The 5,506-nt window shown below is 72.7% G+C and carries 6 protein-coding genes; 3 read left to right on the top strand and 3 right to left on the bottom strand.

Going from position 1 to position 5,506, the window contains the following annotated elements:
* Window positions 1-33 precede the first annotated feature (33 nt).
* Both Q0195_RS15490 and Q0195_RS15485 read right to left on the bottom strand, forming a co-directional pair.
* A complete protein-coding gene (locus Q0195_RS15490; RefSeq protein WP_299280157.1) occupies window positions 34-486 on the bottom strand; it encodes a hypothetical protein in 453 nt (150 codons plus the stop codon).
* Window positions 483-836, bottom strand: a complete 354-nt coding sequence (locus tag Q0195_RS15485; protein ID WP_299280155.1) for a hypothetical protein — start codon at window positions 834-836, stop codon at window positions 483-485. The genes Q0195_RS15490 and Q0195_RS15485 overlap by 4 nt, the downstream gene beginning before the upstream one ends.
* Window positions 837-1,068: 232 nt before the next feature.
* Here Q0195_RS15485 and Q0195_RS15480 point away from each other — a divergent pair, with 232 nt between their 5' ends.
* Complete coding sequence (locus Q0195_RS15480) at window positions 1,069-2,547, top strand: leucyl aminopeptidase (RefSeq protein WP_299280153.1); 1,479 nt, start codon at window positions 1,069-1,071, stop codon at window positions 2,545-2,547.
* Window positions 2,548-2,589: 42 nt separating this feature from the next.
* On the opposite strand, the gene Q0195_RS15475 is transcribed toward Q0195_RS15480, so the two are convergent.
* Window positions 2,590-2,919: an oxidoreductase gene (locus tag Q0195_RS15475; protein ID WP_299280152.1), complete on the bottom strand. Its 330-nt coding sequence runs from the start codon at window positions 2,917-2,919 to the stop codon at window positions 2,590-2,592.
* Window positions 2,920-3,047: 128 nt separating this feature from the next.
* Here Q0195_RS15475 and lpdA point away from each other — a divergent pair, with 128 nt between their 5' ends.
* Together lpdA and Q0195_RS15465 are read left to right on the top strand one after the other, a co-directional pair.
* Window positions 3,048-4,436 carry a dihydrolipoyl dehydrogenase gene (gene lpdA, locus Q0195_RS15470; protein ID WP_299280150.1) on the top strand — a complete coding sequence of 463 codons (1,389 nt, stop codon included), beginning with the start codon at window positions 3,048-3,050 and terminating at the stop codon, window positions 4,434-4,436.
* A gap of 26 nt (window positions 4,437-4,462) precedes the next feature.
* On the top strand, window positions 4,463-5,506 hold a 1,044-nt coding region (locus tag Q0195_RS15465), incomplete at its 3' end, for a biotin/lipoyl-containing protein (RefSeq protein ID WP_299280148.1).

Genomic DNA, 5,506 nt, shown 5'->3' with positions numbered 1-5,506 from the left:
GGCGCGGCTGACGGTCAGGTGCGCGGCTGACCGTCAGGCGGCGCTGGCGCGGGCGACCCGCCCGGGGCTCGACCGCCACAGCCACACCAGCCCGACGGCGGGCAGGACGAGGGGGATGTAGCCGTACCCGCTGCCGAACCGCGACCACACCGTGTCGCGGGGGAACAGCTCGGGCGTGAGGAGGCTGAGGATCCCGACGACGAGCACGCCGACCATCTCGATGGAGACGGCGGTCCACGCCAGCCGGCGCATCCGCCGGCCGTTGTGCGCCAGCCCGACCGCGGCGAGGACGTAGACGACGGCCGCGAACGCCGACAGGCCGTACGCGAGGGGCGCCTCGGAGGCGTCCCGCACGAGCTGGACGCCCGCGCGGGCGGAGGCCGACAGGGCGAAGATCACGTAGACGGCGACGACGAGCAGCCCGGCGCCGCGGGCGGGCGGGCGGTCGTCGGTCGCCGGCGCGGTGCGCAGCGGTTCGTCGTTCATGCTTGCCACAACTGCCACATGCGCAGCTCCATGACGATGATGGTGAGGGCGGCCACTGCCAGGATGATCGAGCTCCACCGGGTCCGCTCGACGAATGCGACGACACCCGCGCCGGGGAGCAGGAGCAGCGCCACGAGCAGGTAGCCCCAGAGCGTCACGGGGTCGGTCACGTGCGACCCGCCGAGCTGCAGCGCGGCCAGGACGACGCCCTGGACGACGAGCGCCACCTCGACCACCCCGGCGCCGATGAGCTGACGCAGGATGACGGCCCGGCCGGCGACCGCGAACGCGACCGCCCACACACCGAGCCCGGCGGCGAGCACCGAGACGAGGACGACGACGGGAAGCACCGCGACATCCTAGCCGTGGCCGGCGCCGCTGCCCGACCACACCGGGCCCGCCGCGGCCGCCGAGGCGTTGTGCGTCCGGTGCTCCCCCGGTGCGTCCGGTGCTCCCCGCGGATCGGCCGGGACGTGCAGGAGGTGCGTCTCGTCCCGGACGGCGGGGTCGTGGACTCGGCGAGGACGGCAGGCCGGGCGACGCGTCGAGGACGGGCCGGGCGGCGACAGATAGCATCGGTGCGTGACTGAACTGACGCTGACCACGAAGAACGTTGCTCGCATCCAGGCCGACGCCGTCGTCGTCGCCGTCGGCCAGCGCGGCGAGGAGCCCCGGCTCGTCCCCGGCGCCGAGCTGCCCTCGGCCGTCGTGAAGGAGCTCTCCGCGCTGCTGCCGGCCCTCGGCGTGACCGGTAAGGCCGACGAGGTGGTGCGCGTGGCGGCGGGCAAGGAGCTCGCCGCCGACGTCATCGTGCTCACCGGCGTCGGCCCGGTCGAGGACTCCGGACCGGACCTCGAGACCCTGCGCCGGGCGGCGGGTGCCGCCACCCGGGTGCTTGCCGGTACCGCGGACGTCGCGCTCGCGCTGCCCGCCGACACCCCGGAGCGGGTCGGGGCCGTGGCGGAGGGTGCGCTCCTGGGCGCGTACAGCTTCGACCGCTACCGCACCAAGCAGCGCGGCCCGGTCGCGCGGGTCGAGCTCGTGACGGATCTCGCCCGGTCGAAGGCGGCCAAGGCCGCCCACGAGCGCGCCGTCGTCGTCGCCGGGGCGGTCGCCCGGGTCCGCGACCTCGTCAACACCTCCCCCGCCGACCTCTACCCGCAGTCCTTCGCCGAGGAGGCGACGGCCGCCGCCAAGGGCACCAAGGTCAAGGTGACGGTGCTCGACGAGAAGGAGCTCGAGGCGGGCGGCTACGGCGGGCTCATCGGTGTGGGCAAGGGCTCGGCCCGGCCCCCGCGGCTCGTCAAGCTCAGCTACTCCCCCGCCCGCGCCAAGGCGCACGTGGGCCTCGTCGGCAAGGGCATCACCTTCGACTCCGGCGGCCTGTCCATCAAGCCCGCCAAGGGCATGGAGACGATGAAGATGGACATGGCCGGCGCCGCCACCGTGCTCCACACGGTGCTCGCCGCGGCCGCCCTCGAGCTGCCCGTCCGCGTGACGGGCTGGCTCGCCCTGGCCGAGAACATGCCCTCCGGCACCGCCCAGCGGCCCTCGGACGTCATCACGATCCGGGGCGGCAAGACGGTCGAGGTGCTCAACACCGACGCCGAGGGTCGCCTCGTCATGGCCGACGCCCTCGTCGCCGCCACCGAGGAGTCCCCCGACACGATCATCGACATCGCCACCCTCACCGGGGCGCAGATGGTGGCGCTCGGCTCCCAGGTGGGCGCCGTCATGGGCACCGACGACGTCCGTGAGGAGGTCGTGGCCGCCGCCGCCGAGGCCGGTGAGCAGTTCTGGCCGATGCCGCTGCCCGCCGAGCTCGCGGAGTCGATGAAGTCGCAGGTGGCCGACATCTCCAACATGGGCGACCGGTTCGGCGGGATGCTCGTCGCCGGGCTGTTCCTCAAGGAGTTCGTCGGGGACACCCCGTGGGCGCACCTCGACATCGCCGGCCCCGCCTACAACGAGGGCAAGCCGCGTGGGTACATCCACGAGGGCGGCACCGGGACCGGGCTGCGCACCCTGCTCACCGTCCTGGAGCGGGCCGCCGCGCGCTGAGACGGCCCCCGGCGGCCCGGCGTCCCCGTCGGGGCCGGGTGCCTACCGGCGACGCTGTGCGGCGCTCCACCGGCGCATGCTCGAGGGGTATCCGGTGAGGTTGACGTCGTACACCGGGATCCCGAGCTCCCGGGCAAGCGCCCAGGCCGTCTTCTCGTCCGGCACGCGGCGCCGGGTCCACTCCCCCGTGCGGGCCACGAGCACCATCGTCACCGGGTCGTTCGGGGTCGGCGGCTCGACGTAGGCCTCCACACCCGCTCGTGTCGTCGCGAACTCGCGGAAGTGCGCGGTCACCTCGGCGCGGCGCTGCGAGGTGGAGGTCGCCGGTGTGGCACTGCTGCCCTGCTTCTTGCGTCGGGGGAACAACCGCATGCGACCAAGGGTAAGGCCCGAGTGTGACCGGACGGACACCGTGTGCGGTGGTCCCCGCGGTCGGGACGGTGACAAGATGGGACAGAGCCCGGGGACGTGCCCGGGGCATTCCGCTCGAGGAGAGGTTTGTGACCGACAGCCCTGAAGACAACGTCTACGACCTGGTCATCCTGGGAGCTGGAAGCGGAGGGTATGCGGCAGCGTTGCGCGGCGCCCAGCTGGGGCTGTCCATCGCGCTGATCGAGGCCGACAAGCTCGGCGGTACCTGTCTGCACCGCGGCTGCATCCCGACGAAGGCGCTGCTCCACAGCGCCGAGGTGGCCGACACGATCCGCGAGAGCGCCGGCGTCGGCGTCAACAGCTCCTTCGAGGGCATCGACATGGGTGCCGTCAACACCTACAAGGACGGCGTCGTCGGCCGCCTGTACAAGGGCCTCCAGGGCCTGGTGAAGGCCGGGAAGATCGACTACATCACCGGTTGGGGCCGGCTCACCGGCACGGACACCGTCGAGGTCGACGGCACCACCTACCGGGGCCGCAACATCGTCCTGGCCTCCGGCTCCTACCCGCGCACCCTGCCCGGCCTGGAGATCGGCGGCCGCGTCATCACCAGCGAGCAGGCGCTCCAGCTCGACTACGTCCCCAAGAGCGCGATCGTGCTCGGCGGCGGCGTCATCGGCGTCGAGTTCGCCTCCGTGTGGAAGTCCTTCGGCGCAGACGTCACGATCATCGAGGCGCTGCCCAACCTCGTCCCGAACGAGGACGTCGCCCTGTCCAAGGCGCTGGAGCGGGCGTTCCGCAAGCGCAAGATCAACTTCGCGACCGGCACCCGCTTCTCCGGCGTGGAGCAGAACGACTCCGGCGTCGTCGTCTCCACCGAGGACGGCACGACCTACGAGGCCGAGCTCCTGCTCGTCGCCGTGGGCCGCGGTCCCGCCACCGAGGGCCTGGGCTACGAGGAGCAGGGCGTCCCGATGGACCGCGGCTTCGTGCTCACCAACGAGCGTCTGCACACCGGCGTGGCGAACATCTACGCCGTCGGCGACATCGTCCCTGGGCTCCAGCTCGCGCACCGCGGCTTCCAGCAGGGCATCTTCGTCGCCGAGGAGATCGCCGGGCTGAACCCGCCGGCCATCGTCGAGTCGGGCATCCCGCGCGTCACCTACTGCGAGCCGGAGGTCGCGTCGGTCGGTCTCACCGAGGCGCAGGCCAAGGAGCAGCACGGCGCCGACGGTGTCGAGACGGTCGAGTTCAACCTTGCCGGGAACGGCAAGAGCCAGATCCTCAAGACCACCGGCTTTGTCAAGCTGGTGCGGGAGAAGGACGGCCCGATCGTCGGCGTGCACATGATCGGCTCCCGGGTCGGCGAGCTCATCGCCGAGGGTCAGCTCATCGTCAACTGGGAGGCCTACCCGGACGACGTGGCCTCCCTCATCCACGCTCACCCCACCCAGAACGAGTCCCTGGGCGAGGCGGCGCTCGCTCTTGCCGGCAAGCCGCTGCACTCCCACAGCTGACCGTCGACGAAGGAGACACCAAGGTCATGTCCGACTCCGTGCAGATGCCCGCGCTGGGCGAGTCCGTCACCGAAGGAACCGTCACCCGCTGGCTGAAGAACGAGGGCGACCGGGTCGAGGTCGACGAGCCCTTGCTCGAGGTGTCGACCGACAAGGTCGACACCGAGGTCCCCTCCCCGTACGCCGGGGTGCTCGAGAAGATCCTCGTCCAGGAGGACGAGACGGTCGAGGTCGGCACCGACCTCGCCATCATCGGCTCCGGTGAGGGCGGTGGCGACACCGCGCCCGCCGAGCAGGAGCAGCCCGCCGAGGAGGCGCAGGCCGAGCCCGTCCAGGAGGAGCAGCCCGCCGAGCAGGAGCAGGCGCCCTCCGAGCAGGAGGTCGCGCAGCAGGCGCAGCAGCAGGCCGGCTCCGGCTCCTCCAGCTCCGGCGAGGGCCAGACCGTGCAGATGCCGGCGCTCGGCGAGTCGGTCACCGAGGGCACCGTCACCCGCTGGCTGAAGAGCGAGGGCGAGCAGGTCGAGGTCGACGAGCCGCTGCTCGAGGTCTCCACCGACAAGGTCGACACCGAGGTGCCCTCGCCCTACTCCGGCGTGCTGACCAAGATCCTCGTCCAGGAGGACGAGACCGTCGAGGTGGGCGCCGACCTCGCCGTCATCGGCGGCGAGGGTGGTGGCGGACAGGCCGCACCGTCCGCCGCCGAGGAGCAGCCGGCCGGCGAGCAGGAGCAGGCCAAGGAGGCCGAGCAGCCCTCCGAGCAGCGTGCCGAGCAGCACCACGGTGCCGCGACCTCCACCGTCCCCGCGGAGGAGGTCGCCGGCGAGCCGCAGGTGCCCGCCGAGGTCGAGCCCGCGGCGACGCAGGAGACTCCCGCCGCGCCGGCCGAGGCCCCCGCGCGTCCGCGCGCTGCCGAGGCGGCCGCGACCTCCTACGTCACCCCGATCGTGCGCAAGCTCGCCAAGGAGAAGGGTGTCGACCTGGAGTCGATCGAGGGCACCGGCGTCGGCGGCCGGATCCGCAAGGAGGACGTCCTCGCCGCCGCGGAGGCCGCGGAGAAGGCCGCGGCCGCG

The organism is uncultured Georgenia sp. (assembly GCF_937958535.1).
In the GTDB taxonomy this organism is placed as follows: Bacteria; Actinomycetota; Actinomycetes; order Actinomycetales; family Actinomycetaceae; genus Oceanitalea.
The sequence above is the reverse complement of the archived record's forward strand: the minus strand, read 5'-3'. Positions and strand labels throughout refer to the sequence as shown.

Coding starts and splice junctions, on each gene's coding strand:
- Q0195_RS15490 (WP_299280157.1), bottom strand. CDS start 486: ATGAACGACGAACCGCTGCGCACCGCGCCGGCGACCGACGACCGCCCG.
- Q0195_RS15475 (WP_299280152.1), bottom strand. CDS start 2,919: ATGCGGTTGTTCCCCCGACGCAAGAAGCAGGGCAGCAGTGCCACACCG.